The organism is Rhizobacter sp. P1_G5 (assembly GCF_056405435.1).
The window spans coordinates 1-624 of the sequence record NZ_JBFUCB010001178.1 but is presented as its reverse complement, the minus strand read 5'-3'; the positions used below and the strand labels follow the sequence as shown (position 1 = coordinate 624).

Genomic DNA, 624 nt, shown 5'->3' with positions numbered 1-624 from the left:
TTCTCGGTCTGGTAGCGCACCAGCAGCGCGTCGGGGCGCAGTTGCAGGCTGTCGATGAACCGGAAGGGCAGGCCGCGCGACCAGTCGGGCTCGACGTTGCCGAAGCTGCGCACGCGGTCGGCCTCGGCGTCGTAGATGAACAGGCCGTCGGTGGCCTGCGGGCGGTGGTACTTCAGCTGGATCAGCACCTGCCGGCCCGGCAGCGCGAGCACCGTCTCGGCGCTGTACATCAGCCACTTGGCCTGCGCCGGATCGAACGCGGCGCCGCGCTGCTTGTCGAAGCGGCGCGCATCGCGGGCATCGAGCTGCCACAGCTGGGTGCGGCGCTCGGGCTCGTAGGTGTTGACGACGGCCAGGCCGTCGATCACGAAGGCCTCGGCCGCCGGGTGCTCCGCGCGCGCGGCCGCGAGCGTGCCGGCCGGCGGCAGTCCGCCGTCGATGCTGACGTTGCGCACCTGCGGGTACGCCGCCGCCGGGGCCGCCGGCAGCGAGGCGGGCCAGGCTGATTCGCGCACCAGCGATGCGCCCAGCTGCGGGCTGACGGTCGACGTCAGCTTGCTCTTGAACAGGCCGAAGATCATGCCGTTGCCGCCTTCGTTGGATTGGGCCGGCCCGCAACCGGCG

Annotated in this window: 1 protein-coding gene; it reads right to left on the bottom strand. The window is 72.3% G+C overall.

Annotated features, from left to right (window positions below):
• Window positions 1-581 (bottom strand): hypothetical protein (locus AC1D12_RS34840; protein WP_477845603.1); only part of this gene is annotated, 581 nt, incomplete at its 3' end.
• Between the last annotated feature and the right edge of the window lie 43 nt (window positions 582-624).